Origin of the sequence: Thioalkalivibrio sp. AKL10 (genome assembly GCF_000381845.1) — a bacterium.
GTDB lineage: Bacteria > Pseudomonadota > Gammaproteobacteria > Ectothiorhodospirales > Ectothiorhodospiraceae > Thioalkalivibrio > Thioalkalivibrio versutus.
Genome location: NZ_KB907143.1, coordinates 92,022 through 107,910, shown reverse-complemented (window position 1 = coordinate 107,910; position 15,889 = coordinate 92,022). Strand labels below are relative to the sequence as shown.

Below are 15,889 nucleotides of genomic sequence, written 5' to 3'. Positions count from 1 at the left end.
GTGCCACGCACTGGCCCACGATGGCTCCCACCATCAGCCCATGACCAGGTTCACCAGGGGGAACAGCCCGAACCAGAGCACATAACCCAGGGAGGCCGCCATTAATCCATCAATGCGCCCTCTGGGGCCTTGGCGGTGCAGCGCACGCCACAGGAGCCAGACCAACCAGGCGGCATACGGGACCACCACATACCCGATCCCGGCATAGGCCCCCTGCACCCATCCCAGCGCATCGAACGATGCGCCGCTGATGGCCGCCAGGATGGTGAACGACAACGCCACCCAAAGCGCACCGTCGTTCCCCAGGCGCACGGCCAGGGTGCCCTTGCCCACCGCGGCGTCCGCCTCGCGGTCGGGAATCCCGGATAGCGTGATCGACGGCACAATCGCCAGGAACAGCGGCAGGCTCAACAGCCAGGGCAAGGACGCGGTCCAGTCGCCCGCCAGAAACACATAGCCACACAGCAGCACGCCCAGGCTGTGCGTCAGCGCGACATCGAGCTCGCCCAGCCCCCGAGAGCTAAGCTTCAGCGGCGCCGCCGTGTAGCCGATCGCCAGGATCGCGAGGACGGCCATCACCGTCAGGATCGGCCCCGAATCTCCGGGTGCGGTCGCCAGCAATGCCACGAACGCGAGGGCGAAGCCCACCAGCGCGCCGGCAATCCCCACGCCCAGCTCGCGCGCGGACAACAGCCCCTCCACCAGCACGCGCGACCCACCGGTAAAGGGACCATAGAACCGGTTTTGCCGGTCCGAGCCAAAGTCCACGCGTTCGTTCACCAGCACCGTGGCCACTTCCAGTAGAAACAGGCACAGGTACCCGAGCCAGAACACCGGATTGCCGAACACCCCACCCGCCGGGGCGGCCACCAGCGCCCCCACCGCGTAGGCCACAAAGGTCATCGGATAGAACTGCAAGCGCAACGCCTGGAGCCAGGCACCGGCCTTGTGCGCAAGCCACTCACCCGCACTTTCGCGCCCCTTGGCCAGACGCAGCCCTTCCTGGCGTGCGCGCTGCAACCAGGCCTTGCGCTGGGCCTCGTCGCTATGGCGCACCGAACCGAACATCAACGAGCGCACCGGCCGGACCCCACAGAACCCCAGCGTGGCGCGCGCCATCGCATTGGCACCTGGCTGGCGATACACCAGCCGGTGGATCAGCGGCGGCGTATCCATGGTCGTGATCAGTTGCGCCGAGCGGCCCTGCAGCAACCCTTCGTACCCGGTACCGCCCTCGCAGGAGCGAAAGGCGAATTCCGGCGTCATGATCCGGTCCAGAAAACCCTTGAGCAGCGCCGGCATGGTGCCCCACCAGGTGGGATAGACAAACACCAGATGATCAGCCCACGCGACGAGGCCGCGTGCGGCCTCCAGATCCTTTTCGAGTGGCTGCTGATTGGGCGAAGGGGTGTGGACGTGCGGATCAAACTCCAGACTCGCCAGATTCAGGGACTGCACCTCGGTCCCGGCCGCACGCGCCCCTTCGCTGTAGGCTTCGGCCAGCGCCCCGCACAGGCTATCAATGCGCGGGTGGCCGAGGATGACGAGCACCTTCAAGCGGGGTCACTCCGTGCGGTGGTCATACCTTCGTTCTCCAGCCCGCCGCGGTGACAACCACCGACGTCATGGGTACCGCAAGCCAGGCCCTGCCCGCGAATCGGATTCCACCCTGCCGACGACGTATCCCTGCATGACGAAACCCTCCGCACCACGCTACTCATCCATACCCACGACCCCACACAAGTCCTCCGTCCGCGCCGACCGACCGTTTTAGGGCCGATCCCGCGAGTCGAGGAATTCGTCCACCACAGCGGCTCCACCCAGAACATAGCCCGCGCCGGAGAGGCTTGCTACCGATCCGTCATACCCGGAAGCACCGTTCCGTTAGAGAGCTCACAAGATCCGGTCCACCGGAACAGTCACCGGGCGTACGAGAAGCGGTCGCGGCAAACTGCGTCTGCGGGTGGCTCAGCGACGCGGGTTACGGATTCCGAGCGCATCGGTATCCCGTTGCGGTGCGGACGGCCGGCGCAGTTCCGCGACGATCATGCGGAGCGATACGGCAAACAGAACCGCCCCCAGCACCAGCATGCCGTCGACCAGCCAGCCATTCGCCAGAAACGGAAAGATCGGACCGTCATTATCCCCGAGCTTCTCGGCCAGTCCCAATCCCAACAGGAGCGACCCCGGCGTCTGCACCATCGCCGCACGGCGGAAGGGGTGCATCCGCGCAGTCGACCGCTGTGCCGCGGCCACCGCGGACTCCTGGACGGCATCCGGCGCGGCCGATCTGGCCGCCTCCGGCGGCGGTGAGCCCGGCGCGATGCCCCCCTCAGCAGGACCCTCGCGGACCCCTGCAGGGTGGCGATAGGCAAACACCCACCACATCAACAACGGGCTGCCAAGGAACGCAAACAGCACCAGCCCGAAAGCCCCCGCCCCGGATGTCTCGCCACCGTTCAGCGCATGCGCAAGCAATACCGTGGCAAAGGGCAGCACCAAGGTCGCGAAGGCATACAACACCCGCACCCCAAGCGCGGCGCGCCGCCGCGATAACAGCATCACCAATGCGGCCAGTACCGCGAAACTGTATACAACCAGAAGAATCATGAACGCCTCCCTGCGTCACGTGATTGGAACGGTCCGTCGCTGCGGGGCCTGGCGACCCCGCCTGCCGATCCTACCGTCCTGGACCATCCGTTGCTCGTGCCCCCCCTGCGCCTTGCCAGCCTGACCGCCAGCCTTTGCAGGCGTACTGTCCTGTCTGACCGAGCCGATCAGCCCGCGTCGTCCAGGCCTGGAAACTCGAGTTCGTAGCGCAGCTCTTCCTCTGGCTGCCGGATGAAGTTCCCCTGCACCAGGTCGATCTGGGCCTGCCACAACAAGGCCAGACCATCGGCATCCTCCACATAGCTGGCCATGGTGTAGGCACCGACCTCCTTGGCCTGACCCAGGAGGCCGTTGAGCCGTAACGAAGGCGTGGCGGAGTGATGCAGCCCCACGGTGAGTTCCCGCGCGATCTTGACGTAGTCGGGCCGCATTTCGGCAAGCATCCGGCGCGTATCGGCATCGGTACTGGCGCCAAAGTGTTCCAGGGCGATGCGGATCTCCAAATCCCGAAGCGCATCGCCGAAGGCCGAGAGCTGATCCACACGGCCCAGCACATCGCCCTCGCGGAGTTGCAGAACCAGGCTTCCCGGCCATACCGGGTGCACGGCAAGTTGTTTGCCCAGCCAGGGCAAAAAGCTCGAATCGCCGAGCGTCCGGCCCTGACCTCCAGGACGCTGCCCGACCCAGCGAGCTCTTCGCGGGGCATAACGCCGAGGGGCCTTGTGGCAGCCTGATTCGGTTATTCCCGAACCGAGCCCCGGGTTAGGATGACGCCTTGCGCATAACGGGAGAGGGATCGTGCTGTTCTGGCTCACGTTGGTGCCGTTCGTGTTGCTGTTCGTGTGGCTGGTGCCGTTGCGGCGGCCGGCCTTTGAAGCGGCGCCCATCGCCTATCTCGCCACCCTGGTGCTGGCCGTTCTGGTCTGGCAGATATCGGGCACGGTGCTGGTAGCGAGTCTGCTGGATGCTGCCATCGTTTTCGTCGAGGTCCTGCTGATCATCCTGATGGCACTGCTGGTGCTGAACGTGATGATCGGGACCGGGCACATGAGCGCGATCCAGTCAGTCATCGCCAGCGTCTCGCGCGACCACCGGGTGCTGGCCATGCTGCTGGGGTGGGGGCTGGTCGGTTTCGTAGAGGGCATCGCCGGCTTCGGCACCCCCGCGGTACTGGCGGCACCGCTGTTGGTGTATTTCGGCATGCGGCCCCTGAAGGCGGTCGCCATCGCTCTGATCGGCAACAGCACCGCCGTCCCCTTCGGTGCGGCCGGAACGCCCGTGATCATCGGCTTCGCCGGCCTCGGCCTGGATGCGGAGACCACCCGCTCGGCCGTGTTGCAGACGGCGGTCATCCACACCGTCCTCGCACCGTTCATTACGCTATTCATGGTCTGGGTGGCGACCCTCGGCGAGGAACGCGGGCGCTTCCGCGAGTTCGTGCCCTTCGCCGTGCTATCGGCGCTGGCGTTCGGCATCCCCTATCTGCTGGTTGCCTGGCTGGTGGGGCCGGAACTGCCCGCGATCATCGGCGGCGTGGTGGCAATGGCGGTGATTGCCCTGGCGGCCCATCGCGGCTTCCTGCTACCTGGGCACGAACGGCGCCCAGAGGTCGAGCGGGCCCCAGTCGGGCGCGTGCTCCTGGCCTTTGTTCCGTTCGCGGTCATGGCCGTGGCACTGATCGCCTCGCGCACCATCATGCCGCTGCGCGAGGCCCTGCAGTCCGTGCGCTGGTCGCCGGGCGAGTTCCACGGCATTGAGCTGGGGCAAAGCCTGGCCCCGCTGTACACACCCTATTTCTACTTTGGGTTGGCCCTGCTCACCGTGCTGATCCTGTTCCGCGTGAGCCGCGCCACGCTGGGTCAGGCGGTGGCCGCCACCTGGGGCAAACTGCGCGTGGCGGCCATCGTGCTGGCGTTCATCATCGCCCTCACCCAGCTCCTGCTGAGCTCCGGCTCCAACGCCGCCGGCCTGCCGTCGATGCCACAGGTGCTGGGGCAGGGCCTGGCGGAATCACTGGGCGGGACCTTCGTGATGTTCAGCGCCTTCCTCGGCGCGCTGGGCTCGTTCATGACCGGAAGCGCGACCGTCTCCAACCTGCTGTTTGCACAACTCCAGGCGGACACCGCCGATGCCCTGGGCATGGCGCTCCCGACCGTACTCGCCCTGCAACTGATCGGCGCCGGGGTGGGCAACATGATCTCGCTGCACAACATCGCCATGGCGGCCGGGGCCGCCGGTCTGCAGGCGCGCGAAGGTCAGGTGATCCGCGAGACCATCATCCCGGTCATCGTGGTCTGCCTCGGAGCCGGCTTGCTGGCACTCGCCTGGTAGCCAGGGGCGGCGTCGGCCCGCGCTACGGGTTACCGGAAGGCGACACTGGGGCGCCTTTCCGTGGCCTCGGCTACCACCGATAACAACTGGCCTCCTTGCCCATAATTTGCATCCCGATACGCTCCGCCGCGGGGCCACCCGCCACTCCGTAGCAGACATGCAGCGGCAACAAGTGCTCCGCCCGCGGATGGCAGAACCGGGCGCCCGGCGCGCCATCCCAGTGCACGAGCTTGGCCGCCCGTGCATCTTCCGCGTCCGCGCGCCCGCAGCAAACGGCCTCCAACCAGGCCTCGAACGACTGGTTGAGCTGCCGGGCCTCCTGCGTATCGGGCGTGAAAAAGGCGCGCAGGTTGTGGAACGAGAAGCCAGACCCCACCACCCACACACCGGATTCATGCAGCCCTGCCAGAGCCCGTCCAATCTCGATATGCTGCGCCGGGTCCAGCGTCTCCACCAGGGAAAGCTGAACGCATGGGACCTGCGCCTCGGGATACATGATCTTCAGCGGCACGAAGAGCCCGTGATCGAACCCTCGCGCCGGGTCCAGGTGCGCATCGATGCCCGCCTCCTGCAGCCGTCGATGAACCTCCGCGGCCAGTGCCGGCTCGCCCGGGCAGGGATATTCGATGGTGTACGACTCCGGGGGAAACCCGTGGTAGTCGTAGATCAGCCCCGGATTCGCCCCGGACGTGATGGTCGGCACCGACGCCTCCCAGTGCGCACTCACCACCACCAGCGCATCGGGCACCCGCACGCGCCCGGCCAGACCCTCCAGATTCTCCACCATGGCCGTGTGCCCTGGGTCCCCCAGCAGTGGCAGCGGCCCGCCGCCATGGGACAAAAACAACGCCTGCGTCTTGTCCATCCTTCGCTCCCGCCGTTGCATCCCGGTCATCCGGTCACCCACACAAGCCCGCTACCTACCTGCGCCCGTGTCCATCAACGCTGAGACCTGCACCCCTGGAGCCGACAAGCGCCCGCAGTCACTGCCAGACCAACGACCGCCCTGCACTGATCGTCCGGTTCGGGACTGGGCCCGTCACCCCAACCGTCAGTCTCGTCGTGCAATCCGCTTCCCGCAACTGGCGTGCATCCAGCTTTTCGTGTACACCGGAAACGTGTGTCACCCCCAGCATCCGGAGGCTGCATGTCCAGGAAATGGTTTCTACTAGCCGCTTTGCCATTGGCCGCATTGACGTCGACCCATGCGTGGGCAGACCCGGGCGAGATCCAGCGGATCCTCGAGGCAAAAGAGGCCGCATGGGAGGCCGGCGACGGCGAAGCCTGGGCACGCGATTATCAGGAAGATGCGGGGCTCGTGAACCTGTTCGGGACGCGTTTCAATGATCGCGCGACCAATGCCAAACGGCATACCGAAGTCCTGCAGGGCCCCTTTGCCGGAACGTCGCTCAGCGTGGACGTTCAGGACATCACCATGCTGAGCGATGACACGGCCTTCGCCGAAGCCCTGTTGCGGGTCTCGAACATCGCGTCCATGCCTGCGGGCCTCCCGGACCGGGGGGACGGCGTCCTGCACACACGCATGAGCTTCCTGCTCGAACACGACGGTCATCACGGCTGGCAGATTCGGTTCGGGCAAAACACCGCCGTGCATCGGTAGGCGCGCGGAACCGGCATACCGGCACGGCGGCGAACTAGATCATGGAGACCCTCTGGCTTCGTCTCCACCGGACATGACGCGGTAGCGTTCAGGTGGTGACGCCTGGGTCTCGCGATGTCCGCCCCGCGCCCACTCCGATGGATGCGAGATCACTCCCGCCCGCACCATGTTCCGCCCCGCATCCACCCGTCTGCGCGCCAGCGGTGCCCTCGTCTCCACCGCCATCACGTGACCATCGGTCCTCTCGGAAGATGGCCTTTGCATCCCCTGCGCTGCTGAAAACCGGACTATCCCGGGCCGCGATCCACGGCATGGCATACGCACTCTCGCCCTGAGATTCAGGGAGATGCCGGTCAGCGACCCTCGAAAACGTCGACTTTTCGACGGACCCCGCAGCCAACCCCCGCCAAAAGGTCAACATTCCGTCAAAAAATTGACCTATCTCAGATTATCTGGATTTTCTTCTTTTACGATGGAAGCCGCTAGGTACTGGCGGGCCCAAAACCCCGCCCTCCAGCAGGCGGGGCCCCGAATGCCCCGAGACATTTGGTCTTGTTTAAGTGGTTGTTAACTTGAGGAGGTATTGCCATGAACAAGCTGGCCAAAGCTCTTTCTACCGCGGCGCTGATCGGCGCCTTTGCATTCCCGATGCATGCCTCGGCCCAGTGGTGGGGTCCCGGCTATCACGCGCCGAATCATGGCCCCTACTACGGTCCCGGCTACGGGTACGGTCCCGGCTGGGGTCGCGGCGTAGGTGACTGGTTCGGCCTCGGCGACATGTTCGGCGACTTCGACTTCAGCATGCGCGGTCGCGGGCATGGATACGGCAGCGGGCATGGATACGGCGACTACTACGGCCGTCACTACGGGAACTACTACCCGCGTTATGGCTATGCCCCGTATTACCACCCCGCCCCCTACCAGGGTGCAGCCTGGGCTCCGCAACAGATGGCCGCGGATCAGCCTGAAGATCAGGACAACTGATCGCGATCGCGCCTTCCGGCCGATCACCAACCGGCCCGGTCTGCCCATGGCAGGCCGGGCCGGTCACGTTCCTGCACCCCGCATTTCACACCGGATCTCGCCTCCCGGAAAATCATGGGATTCCTCATCTAGCCTGAAATTGACGCTTTATCCTCGTTTCATCGCTGTTTTCGACGTTTCGCGTGTTCCGCCCCCCGTTTTGCGGTCAAACCTGACCTATAGTTCTTTCAAAAACCCCGCCGGGCCGCAGATCCCATGACCGAGACCTCGGACATCCGCAGGAAGAGCTTCGTCGCCCACATGTCGACGGTCTTCATCAACGCCCTCAACGACAACTTCTTCCGGCTGGTGGTCATCTTCATCGCCATCCGCGAGTTCGTCGCCGAGGGCGAAGGCACCTTCTACTACAGCCTGGTCGGTTTCGTGTTCCTGCTTCCGTTCGTGCTGTTCTCGCCATGGGCGGGCTACATCGCCGACCGCTACAGCAAGAAGATCGTGATCGTCTGCACCCGCATGGCCGAGGCCGCGGTGCTGCTGACCGCCGCGCTGATGCTGATCACCGACAACTTCCCCGGCCTGCTGGTGACCACCTTCCTGATGGGCCTGCAGAGCACGTTCTTCAGCCCGGCGAAGTTCGGCATCCTGCCGGAGCTGGTGCGCTACCCGCAGCTTTCGCGCGCCAACGGACACATCCAGCTATGGACGTTCCTGGCGATCATCCTCGGCACCGCGCTGGCCGGCTTCGTGATGGAGTTCGCCGGCGAGGCGCTGTGGGTCCCGGCGGCCCTGATCGTGGCGCTGTCCGTCACCGGTCTGGTGACCAGCTTGTTCATCGCCCCGACCCTGGCCACCGACAACCCCGCGCCGTTCCGCCTGAACCCGTTCGCGACCGTCCTGCAGTCGGTCACCGAGATCCGGCCACACCGCGTCCTATTCATGGTGATCCTCGGCATCGCATGGTTCTGGGCTCTGGGCACGCTGTACCAACTCAACGTCCCACTGTTCGCCGAGGTCCATCTGGAGCTGGGCGAGCTCGCGACCGGCATCATCCTGACCACGCTGGCGCTCGGCATCGGAACCGGCAGCATCCTTGCCGGCTACCTGTCACGTGGCGGCATCGCCATGCACCATGCCCCGGCCGGCATGATCGCGGCGGCCCTGATCAGCGCATTGCTGTACTTCGCCACCGACAGTTACCCCGCAACGCTGGTGCTGATGGCCCTGCTGGGCATTGCCTCTGGATTTTTCATCGTGCCGATCACCGCCTACCTGCAGGGCCACAGCCCCGCTGACCGGCGCGGCCGCTTCATCGCCGCCAGCAACTTCCTGGCTTTCTCCGCCATGCTGGTGGCACCGGTCCTGTTCTGGCTGCTTACCGGGCCCGCCGGTGCCACGCCCGCACATGTGTTCATGATCGGTGGACTGGCCTCGCTGCTGGTCGGGCTAACGGCCCTGCGGCTGTACCGCCGCCATCGCGCGGAGGCGGATGCCTGAGCCATCAGCCTGCATCCCGCAGCCGTTCGATCAGGCGCTGGGCGTCCCGGGGCGCGGCGCCCTCGGCATCGTTGTCGAAGTAGACATGCACCTCGCGCCCCTGCGCCAGCCACTGCCGGACGCGGGCGGCCCACTGGTCCAGCAGGCGGTCGCTGTAGGCCGAGGCATAGGTGCGGGTATGGCCGTGCAGACGGCAGTAGACCAGCGGGCCCGCTATGGCCTCCCAGCACGGCCAGTCCGGAGCATCGGAATGGCAGATCCCCACTCCGGCCGCGTCCAGCTGCCCCGCCACCGCCACGGTAAACCAGCTGGGATGGCGAAACTCGATCGCATGCCGCACCTCCGGCCAGAAGCCCAGCGCGTTGGTGAACGCCTCCAGACGCTCCTGGTTCACCGCGAAGTTCGGCGGCAATTGCCACACGACCGCCCGCAGCCGGCTCCCCATCGGTTGCATGCGGTCGCGCAGCAGCCGAAGCGAGTCCCCGGCGTCCTTCAGTCGGTGGATATGCGTGACGAACCGGCTGCCCTTGATCGCGAAGCCGAAATCCGGCGGCGTCTGCTCCGCCCATCGCTGCACAGTCGTACTCGCGGGCAGGCGGTAAAAGGTGGCATTGATCTCCAGCTCGCTGAAATGCCGCGCACAGTGGGCGAGCCACTCGCGCTGTGGAACCCCGCGGTAGAAGTCGTCCTTCCACGCCCGGTAGTTCCAGCCGGACGTCCCGACATACGCACAGGCCATCGAGACCTCCTTCAGGCTTGCCTGCAACGAGTGTAGCCACAGGCCTGACGCCCTATCCGGAGGGTGCCCCAATCTCGCCTGCACTCATGCAGTGGAGTCGCGTGCGGAAAGCGGGCGGCCCAATGTCCGCCCGTTCCCGGACGGCTCGCGCCCCCGGTCACGGACGGTGACGACTCGCCCCGGTCGTCACACCGCCTGCGATCATGTGCGCCACCCGCAGTGGTTCCGGCAACCGGCTATGGACGCGCTGGTCTTCCAGGAGCCTCTGCGCCGCCTCGGGACTCAGCCCGCAGCGCTGCACGTACAACCCCGCCAGCGGTTCCATGACGCCGGCGGCCTCGATCAGTCGCCACTTGCGCACGCCCCCTGGAACAGGCCCGAGCAGCGCGCGACGAATCGCGGGCAGATCCGGTGCGTGGCGCGCCACCGCGAGGATCGGTAACCCGGTGCGCGCGTGCAGCGCCGGCAGGTCCACCACGTTGAATCCAGCCAGGGTGATCCCCTGCAACAGGATCGCGTGCAGTTGCGGTGCAAACGGACTGTCCAGCACGCATTCGGCCAGACGCGCGGTGGCGTTGGCTCCGTCACGGCGCACCCGCGTCGAGATCACACCGTCCAGCCGCATGCCGGCGAATACCGCACCGACCACCAGCACATCACCCCGATGTGGCCGCGCGAACGGCGCATCATCGAAACCCACCACGTGTGAAAGACGCTCCTGCATCCGCTTCCCGGTCTGCCGCCTCTCGCGCCGCGGCGTTTCACAGTTCCGCTGGTGTCCGCCCAGGCCTCGCCAACCCGGAGCGCACTCGGGGCGGGCCCCACCCGCAGCGGCCCCGCCCGCTCCGGCGGCCCATAACGGACTCGCCTCGAAGGGCCACCGGTTGCAGAGGCGCACGCAATACCCTACATCATGGCAGATACAAGCCCCGTTCCAGAGCAGACCGTGACCGACGAACTGCAACGCATCCGCTTCCTGATCAAGCGTGACGGCGAGGCCGCCACGCGGGAATGGGTCGAGCGCACATTGAACATCTACCGCGAAGCGCTGGCCGGTGCGGGCAATCACCCCCCGGCAGCGCACTACCGCTCGGAGTTCGAGCACTCCATCCGCCGCTTCGAACAGTGGCTGCACGGCAACATGAGGGACGACACGATGACGTTATCCGTCGAGGAGTTCTCCCGGGCGCGGGAGATGGTCAGCGGCCTGCTGGAGGAACTGCATTTGGCGACCTATACGTTCGATGTCGAGCCGCACGACGATGGCTGGGAGATTCGGGTCGAATGCGCCGCCGAGGACGGCTGGATGACCCAAACCTTCGCCGCTAGCCGCGAGGAGCTGCGGCGCGGCGACGACGCCGGTGTGCGTCAGCGGCTGCTTGATGCCTGGGCCGGGCAGCTGGCCGGATGTCGACGCACGCGCTGACTGGACGCCTGACCGTTCCCAAAAGGCACAGACAGCCCTTGAATCCACGCCGGCCCGGGACATTTCGTACTTCTGCCCGGTCTCACCCAGTACCTGGACGACTGATCATTGACACCCCACATCTGGCGCCAACCTAGAGCGCACAAAGGGGGCTCGCCATGCGCCCGGACCTGATCACGGTATTTGGTGGCACCGGCTTTCTCGGCAGCGCGATCGTGCACGAGCTGATCGACGCCGGACACCCCGTGCGGATTGCTTCGCGCCGGGCGGCGTTACCCGCCGCGCTGGAACAACATGCCCAGGTGGAGCACTGCAGCGCCGATATCCGTGACGATGCCGCCGTCACCCGGGCCCTGGAGGGCGCCTGCGGCGTGGTGAACGCGGTCAGCCTGTATGTGGAACACCGCGACCTCCACTTCACCACCATCCACGTGGAAGGCGCTGCCCGCCTCGCCCGATCGGCGCGCGAGGCGGGCCTGGCGCGAGTCGTGCAGATCTCCGGGATCGGGGCCGACAGCCAGTCGCGCTCCGCCTACATACGCGCCAGGGCCGAAGGCGAGTCGGCCGTGATCCGCGCGTTCCCCGACGCCTTGATCGTGCGTCCCAGCGTGCTCTTCGGCCCGCATGATGCCTTCCTGCGCAACCTGGCCGGCCTTGCGCGCCTGCCGGTGATCCCCCTGTTCGGCCGCGGAGAGACCCGCCTGCAGCCGGTGCACGTGGCCGATGTCGCCCGCGCCGTGGCCAGGCTGTTCGCCGCCACCCCGCCCGCACACCCGGTGTTCGAACTCGGTGGTCCCGACATCATGACGTACCGCCAGATCCTGACTCGGGTACTGGTTCACCTGGAACGCCAGCGCCCGATGGTGCCTGTGCCCTTCGCGCTCTGGCACGCACTGGCCCGGCTCGGCTCGCTGCTACCGAACGCACCCCTGACCCGGGACCAGATCTTCCTGATGCAGCAGGACAACGTCGCCGACGAAACGGCGGGAAGCTTCGCCGACCTCGGCATCACGCCCCGCAGGCTGGAGGATTCCCTTCCGGACTGCCTCCCGGCGGAATGATTCCCGGATGCGCCGCCGCGCCGTGCGAAACCCAAGAAACTGGGTGTCCTCTTCCTGCTCTCCTCCGGGCAACCGACAGCCGCGAAGCCCGAGAGCTGGCGCAGGCCGTTTGCCGCTGCCCCGACGCGGCCAAGGCAAGGGCGCTCATGCGATAGCGGCGGAATCCGTGGCGACGTCCTGAACGAAGCCATCGAGGTTTTCTCCACATTGGCCGCCGACATCGCAACCAAACCCCGAGCCGATACACCCGCATGCGCGGCCATCACCCGCTCGCGCCCCCTCCGAACGGAGGGGGCGCGCCGGCCGGATTCGAGCAATGCTTGACAAGACCCCGCGGAAACGCCGCGTTGAGAGCGATGGTGAGGGTCACTGTGGGTCCACACCCGACGGGCACCCGGCAAACAACACAACGCTCGCGCCCGGATTCGTGAACACGCCGTTTATCGGCAATTACTCAATGAGAGAACAACAACAATGAAACGCAAACTCCAGTATCTGCCCGGCGCGCTGCTGCTCGCCCTCGGCGCCACCCCGATCGTCGCCAGCGTCAGCATCCCCCACACCTTCGAGTCCGGCGAAACTGCCGTTGCCGCGGAGGTCAACGCCAACTTCGAGGCGTTGCGGCAGCAATTTGCCGAGGCCCGGAGCCAGATCGAAGCGATGCAGAAACTCCATGAGCACGTGGAGGTTATCGCCGACCCCAACTACCCGAACGAACACACGGTGCGCTTCTCCGGCGTGAACGTGCAGATCGTCAACGGCCTGGAAGAAACGGAGTCCACCAACGGCCTCGGCAACCTGATCGTCGGCTACAACGAACCGCGCGGGGGTAGTACCGCAACCGAAGTCTGCAGCCTTGGGCAATACGACAACTCGACGAACTGCACCAGTAACGGCGGGGCCTGGGACCAAAACCACAAGTCCGGCTCCCACAACATCGTCGGCGGCACGGGCAACGCCTACTCCGCCGCGGGCGGCCTCGTTGTCGGTTTGCGGAACACCATCAACCGCGAATACGCCACCGTGACCGGCGGCTGGCAAAACACGGCCTCGGGCGCGGCCAGCAGCGTCGCCGGCGGCCTCCTCAACATCGCCTCGGAGAGCCGGTCCCACGTGAGCGGCGGCCAGAGTAACACCGCATCCGGCCTCTATAGCACCGTCAGCGGCGGCATGCTCAACACCGCATCGCGCACGTGGAGCAGCGTCAGCGGCGGGCACACCAACACCGCCGAGCACAATTACAGCAGCATCCTCGGCGGCCAGCAGCAAAGCACCTCGAGCCTAGCTGACACGATCCCGGCGATCCAGCCGGAGGACGCACCATGAACAAGCCCTTGCTGATCTCCGCCCTCCTGTCGGCCGCCCTGATCCTCGGCGCCTGCGGCGGGAGCAGCAGCTCCTCTTCCGGGGACGACAACCCGCCCGCCAACGACGCAACGCCGCCCGGAGACGACCAGGAACCCGCCGCCAGCTCCAGCTGGGACGACATGGCCTGGGACGAGGGCCAGTGGCAATAAACGCAGCCGGGGCCGGACCGCGAGGTCCGGCCCTTTTCGCACCCCCGCCGCCCCCCCCGGCGCACCATCACCGCCGCAACGCGGCGCAACTCACCCACCGCCCCTCTGCATCATTGGGCAACAACCAGGAGAAACGCCATGAAATACCGGATGCAGTACTGGGCCGCACTGCTGGCAGTGACGCTTTTCGCGGCCGCGCCGGTCCATGCCCTGGACGGCGACACCATCGACCGCTGGATCGGCGCCATGTACGAATTCAATGAATGGGCACAACACCAGCCGCACGCCTCGGGCACCGACGACCACGAGCCGGCGGGCGACCCCGCGGACATGGATGCGATGATGGCCGAGGTCCAGCGCTCCATGGCCGAGGCCGCGCGCATGGACGCCGAGGTCCAAGAGATTGCCCGCCGCCACGGCTTTGCCGACGCCCGCGAATGGAGCGAAACCAGCGGGCGCATTTTCAGCGCCTTCTATGCCGTCGAGATGGAACGGGCCATACCGGAGATGGAACGGGAAATGGAGCAATCGCTCCGCGAGATGGAGAACAACCCCGACATCCCCGAGGAACACAAGGCCAACATGCGCGCCATGATGGAACAGCAGATGGAAGTCATGCAGCAGGCTATCCCGGACGCCCCCGAGCGGGACCGCGAGGCCGTCGCAGGCCGCGCCGACGAGCTGAAGGCGGTCTTCGACGCCCCGGACCACGCCCGCTGAAGGGCGCCCCGCGGCTGTCCTGCCCGCCATCGCAAGCCACGGCCCTGCAGGAGCGTGCTTGCACGCGAGGATGGCGTCTGCCCAGGCCACCTCCGCCGTCGCGGCCAGGGCCACACCGGAAGACCCCGCGGGAGCCTGCTGGCAGGCGAAGGCACCGCTACGGAGCCCCTGGTCGGATCAGGCCTCCCGAAGGATCTTCAGGATGCGAGGCACGGTCCGGAACGGGACCGCCCCCGCGGTCACCTCGTCCACGCTGCCCGCCAGGAACATGTCCAGCTCGGGGCAGTAGAACAGCCAGCAGCCGGTCGACCCCGTATGCCCCAGCACCGATGGCGCGGGTGCCATCGGGCTGAACAGCCGTGGCAGCCGAAAGCGCATCACCCCGGTGCCGTATTCAATCGGCCAGCCGGGGGCGCGCAATGCGCCTCGATCCCTCGGGAAACCGAACCGATGCCAGCCACCCAGCATGGTGGGCAGCGTCTCCGGCCGGCGGAACAGCTCCCCGCCCATGAGCGCCCGCATGAACGCGATCATGTCGCCGGCGGAACTGTAGATCCCGCGCACCGACTCGATCAGCCGCGGAATCGCGAGCGGCTCCCCACCGGCGCGCAGAACCATCAGGTCCGGCGCCGGCCGGGCCTCCGCACCGGCAAACCCGGTCTGGCGCAACCCCAGGGGCTCGTGGAACAGACGCCGATGAACCTCGTGCAGCGGCTCCCCGGTCACCGCCTCGATGATCGCGACCACCAGCAGGTAGTTCGTATCGGAATAGCGCACCCGCGGATGGCCTCCGGCAAGATCCTGCGGCGGAAAATGCGGCCGCAGGTGATCCCGCACATGCGCGACTATCTCCTCGAGGGTGAGGCGTTTGTCACCCTCCGCGAGAATCTGCTCGATCAGGCTCGGCCCGCCCTTCGGGTAATCCTCCAGCCAGTCCGCCAGCCCGGAGGTATGCGTCAGCAGATGCCGGACCGTGATCCTGCCGGAGAGATCCTCCCCGCGATACCGGTGCAGCCCACGCGTGATCGTCGAGGGCAGAAAGGCGGTGATCGGTTCATCCAGGTCCAGGCGGCCGCCCTCGCTCAGCATCAACGCAATGGTCGCGTTGTACAGCTTGTCCATGCTGGCGATGAAGAACGGCGTCTCTGCGGTCACGTGCCGGCCCGCTGCGGTCAGGCCCTCCGCCCCGGCCCAGCGAAACGCGCGGTCCCCGCTCTCGACCGCGACCACCGCCTGCACGATCGGCCCGCGGCCGACCAGCCGCCGAAGAAGCCCCTCCAGCCGCTCCGTTGCGCCATCCATCCTGTCGGACACCCGCCCCTCCATCCCCGGCTGGAACCTATTCCCCACTACGTGCCCGGTCCGGCAACAGAACGCAACCCACAC

Annotated in this window: 15 protein-coding genes and 1 pseudogene; 9 read left to right on the top strand and 7 right to left on the bottom strand. The window is 66.6% G+C overall.

Annotated elements, in window-relative coordinates; all coding sequences use genetic code 11:
- Positions 1-33: 33 nt before the first annotated feature.
- The 3 genes and pseudogenes from G333_RS0106215 to G333_RS15325 all read right to left on the bottom strand — a co-directional run.
- Positions 34-1,557 carry an NAD(P)H-dependent oxidoreductase gene (locus G333_RS0106215; RefSeq protein ID WP_019627983.1) on the bottom strand — a complete coding sequence of 508 codons (1,524 nt, stop codon included), beginning with the start codon at positions 1,555-1,557 and terminating at the stop codon, positions 34-36.
- Positions 1,558-1,968: 411 nt separating this feature from the next.
- Positions 1,969-2,610, bottom strand: coding sequence for a hypothetical protein (locus tag G333_RS0106210; protein ID WP_019627982.1), 642 nt, complete (start codon positions 2,608-2,610; stop codon positions 1,969-1,971).
- A 167-nt stretch (positions 2,611-2,777) separates the two neighbouring features.
- Positions 2,778-3,263 (bottom strand): annotated as a pseudogene (locus G333_RS15325) (EAL domain-containing protein); the annotation flags it as partial.
- A gap of 145 nt (positions 3,264-3,408) precedes the next feature.
- Between G333_RS15325 and G333_RS0106200 the strand changes: the two are divergent.
- Positions 3,409-4,941, top strand: coding sequence for an L-lactate permease (locus G333_RS0106200; RefSeq protein ID WP_019627980.1), 1,533 nt, complete (start codon positions 3,409-3,411; stop codon positions 4,939-4,941).
- A gap of 70 nt (positions 4,942-5,011) precedes the next feature.
- On the opposite strand, the gene G333_RS0106195 is transcribed toward G333_RS0106200, so the two are convergent.
- Positions 5,012-5,806, bottom strand: coding sequence for a class III extradiol ring-cleavage dioxygenase (locus tag G333_RS0106195; protein WP_019627979.1), 795 nt, complete (start codon positions 5,804-5,806; stop codon positions 5,012-5,014).
- A 282-nt stretch (positions 5,807-6,088) separates the two neighbouring features.
- Here G333_RS0106195 and G333_RS0106190 point away from each other — a divergent pair, with 282 nt between their 5' ends.
- The 3 genes from G333_RS0106190 to G333_RS0106180 all read left to right on the top strand — a co-directional run bounded on the left by G333_RS0106190 (position 6,089) and on the right by G333_RS0106180 (position 9,040).
- Positions 6,089-6,562, top strand: a complete 474-nt coding sequence (locus G333_RS0106190) for an SgcJ/EcaC family oxidoreductase (protein WP_026304744.1) — start codon at positions 6,089-6,091, stop codon at positions 6,560-6,562.
- A gap of 588 nt (positions 6,563-7,150) precedes the next feature.
- On the top strand, positions 7,151-7,546 hold the full coding sequence (locus tag G333_RS0106185; protein WP_018950763.1) for a sulfur globule family protein: 396 nt from the start codon (positions 7,151-7,153) through the stop codon (positions 7,544-7,546).
- Positions 7,547-7,801: 255 nt separating this feature from the next.
- Positions 7,802-9,040 (top strand): MFS transporter, encoded by a 1,239-nt coding sequence (locus tag G333_RS0106180; protein ID WP_019562993.1) that lies wholly within the window; start codon positions 7,802-7,804, stop codon positions 9,038-9,040.
- A gap of 4 nt (positions 9,041-9,044) precedes the next feature.
- Here G333_RS0106180 and G333_RS0106175 read toward each other — a convergent pair whose 3' ends face one another.
- Complete coding sequence (locus G333_RS0106175; RefSeq protein ID WP_019627978.1) at positions 9,045-9,779, bottom strand: DUF72 domain-containing protein; 735 nt, start codon at positions 9,777-9,779, stop codon at positions 9,045-9,047.
- Positions 9,780-9,936: 157 nt separating this feature from the next.
- On the bottom strand, positions 9,937-10,503 hold the full coding sequence (locus G333_RS0106170; protein WP_018144260.1) for a DUF99 family protein: 567 nt from the start codon (positions 10,501-10,503) through the stop codon (positions 9,937-9,939).
- 222 nt (positions 10,504-10,725) lie between these two features.
- Here G333_RS0106170 and G333_RS0106165 point away from each other — a divergent pair, with 222 nt between their 5' ends.
- From G333_RS0106165 to G333_RS0106145, 5 genes are all read left to right on the top strand, one after another.
- Positions 10,726-11,205, top strand: a complete 480-nt coding sequence (locus tag G333_RS0106165; RefSeq protein WP_018144261.1) for a hypothetical protein — start codon at positions 10,726-10,728, stop codon at positions 11,203-11,205.
- 158 nt (positions 11,206-11,363) lie between these two features.
- Entirely contained in the window at positions 11,364-12,266 is a 903-nt protein-coding gene (locus tag G333_RS0106160) for a complex I NDUFA9 subunit family protein (RefSeq protein ID WP_019627977.1), read from the top strand.
- Between the two features lie 474 nt (positions 12,267-12,740).
- Positions 12,741-13,592, top strand: a complete 852-nt coding sequence (locus tag G333_RS0106155) for a hypothetical protein (protein ID WP_019627976.1) — start codon at positions 12,741-12,743, stop codon at positions 13,590-13,592.
- A complete protein-coding gene (locus tag G333_RS0106150) occupies positions 13,589-13,783 on the top strand; it encodes a hypothetical protein (protein WP_019627975.1) in 195 nt (64 codons plus the stop codon). The genes G333_RS0106155 and G333_RS0106150 overlap by 4 nt, the downstream gene beginning before the upstream one ends.
- A 138-nt stretch (positions 13,784-13,921) precedes the next feature.
- Complete coding sequence (locus tag G333_RS0106145; RefSeq protein WP_019627974.1) at positions 13,922-14,503, top strand: hypothetical protein; 582 nt, start codon at positions 13,922-13,924, stop codon at positions 14,501-14,503.
- 177 nt (positions 14,504-14,680) lie between these two features.
- Here G333_RS0106145 and G333_RS0106140 read toward each other — a convergent pair whose 3' ends face one another.
- The gene (locus tag G333_RS0106140; protein ID WP_026340909.1) at positions 14,681-15,817 is read right to left on the bottom strand and encodes a serine hydrolase; all 1,137 of its coding nucleotides are present in this window, start codon (positions 15,815-15,817) and stop codon (positions 14,681-14,683) included.
- Positions 15,818-15,889 lie beyond the last annotated feature (72 nt).